Genomic DNA, 1,989 nt, shown 5'->3' on the forward strand with positions numbered 1-1,989 from the left:
TGTCGGGTCCCAGCTGATGCACGACGTTCTGGTCCCACCTGAGGCTTGACGGTAGGCCTAGGAAACGTGGGAAGCCCCGTGGGGCTTGTTCGCTTTCACGTTACGGACCGGGACATCGGTCGTGCGGCGGATCACGCGGATCTGGCCGTCCAACTCGACGGTGATCGTCGTGTCCGACACGTGCACGGTCACGGTCTGGCCTGCGTAGGGGCGGCCGAGCGGGACGGTCTGTCGGCAGACCATGATCGTGCCGACCGCGCTGATCCGCCGCTGCACGCTGACCGACTCCACGCGGGGCCGTGGCGGCGGGCCGGCTGGGCGCAGGCCGCGCAGTCCGCGGACTTCCTCGCTGGTCAGCGGGTTGGGTCGCACCCTCAGCAGCTCCCGCGAGGCCGGATCGAAGAACGACAGCGTCTCCTCGTCGATCCGGATACCCACCGCACGACCGCCCAGGATCTCCGCCGCCAGCACCTGATGCCCGCCCAGGCCCACCAGGCCACTGTTGTTCACCACCCGGTCCACCTCGAACGCGGCCCCGTCCCCGGCAGGCAGCGGCGGCGGCCCGGCCGCACGTCCACCCCGGGCGGCCAGCTGCGCGAGATCCACCACGGACAGGTGCGAACGCACGCTCTTGATCCGCGTCCCGGCGATCAGAAGATGGATCACCGAAGTGTCGGCCCAGAACGTCACCGTCAGCCCCGAACGGGCCGGACCGAGCCAGAACTGCTTGCCCGCGACCTGCAGATTCCCACTCGCAGGCACCACCCGCTCGAACTCCACCGGCCCGCCCTCGTCAACCTGCACCACGGCCGGGACCGGCTCAGGCGGAGGGGCAGGAGCAGGCACCGCCTCGACCGGATCCGGCACCGCAGCGGGAGCCGTCCGCTGCTGCGGGACCAGGGCGAGCACCCCGGGGATCTTCAGGCCCAGCACCTCCCGTTCCTGCTCGGGGACCGGGGTGAACCGGTCGGCGGGAGAGTGCATGTCCAGCGCCTGATGCGGACGATCGGAGTTGTACTCCTGAACCCACTCGTCCAGTGCCGCCTGAGCCTCCTGGATGCTCTCGAACGCACCGCAGTCGTCGAGGAGTTCACGCCGCAGGGTCTGGTGGAACCGCTCGACCTTGCCCGTCGTGGTCGGCGACGCCGGCTGGGTCAGCCGGTGCGCGATCCCGTTCTCCCGGCAGATCCGGTCGAACATCACCTCACCACCACGGCCGAACCGGGCGGTGAACTGCTTGCCGTTGTCGGTCAGCACCTCCTCCGGCACCCCGAACGTCTGCAGGGCCCGGGCGAAGGCCGCGCAGACCGCCCGTCCGGTCGCCCGCTCGACCACCGACGCGATCACGCAGTACCGGGAATGGTCATCCACCCCCGTCACGATCTTCGCCTCGGTCAGCTCGCCGGTCACCGGGTTGACCAGCATCACCCCACCGACGATGTCCATCTGCCACAGCTGCATCGCACGCTCGCGCTGCCAGCGCTTGTAATCCGACCGCTTACGCCGCCGAACCCCAGGCTCGACCAGCCCATGACGGACGAGAATCCGATACACAGTCATCCGCGACGGCACCGGCGACACCGCCCCGGACCGCTCCAGCACATGAGCGATCCGCCGCGGACCCCACCGCGGATGCTTGCGCCGCAGCTCACACACGGCCGCTTCCACCTCGGCAGAAGCCTGATGAGGACACGACGCAGGCCTACGCGACCGGTCCACCAGCCCGGCCAGCCCCGAGGCCTCATACCTCGACTTCCACCCACTGACCGTCTGCCGCGAGACGCCCAGCTGAGCGGCCACCTCGGTCACGGTCGCACCCGCCAGCACGGCCAGGACAGCCCGGTATCTCTGCTCGACAACCGACAACTCCACCAGCGCCAATCCCGGCCTCCCCACACGCACCGCAACGACGCGCACAGAAAAGCCGATCACGGCCACCGTCAACCATCAGCTGGGATCGAACTGTCAAGCATCAACCGGGATCGGACA

Annotated in this window: 1 protein-coding gene; it reads right to left on the reverse strand. The window is 69.2% G+C overall.

Going from position 1 to position 1,989, the window contains the following annotated elements:
* Nucleotides 1-57: 57 nt before the first annotated feature.
* Complete coding sequence (locus HW837_RS47910; protein ID WP_390623624.1) at nt 58-1,866, reverse strand: IS481 family transposase; 1,809 nt, start codon at nt 1,864-1,866, stop codon at nt 58-60.
* Nucleotides 1,867-1,989 lie beyond the last annotated feature (123 nt).

Source organism: Streptomyces caniscabiei (genome assembly GCF_014930365.1).
GTDB classification, from domain to species: Bacteria; Actinomycetota; Actinomycetes; order Streptomycetales; family Streptomycetaceae; genus Streptomyces; species Streptomyces caniscabiei.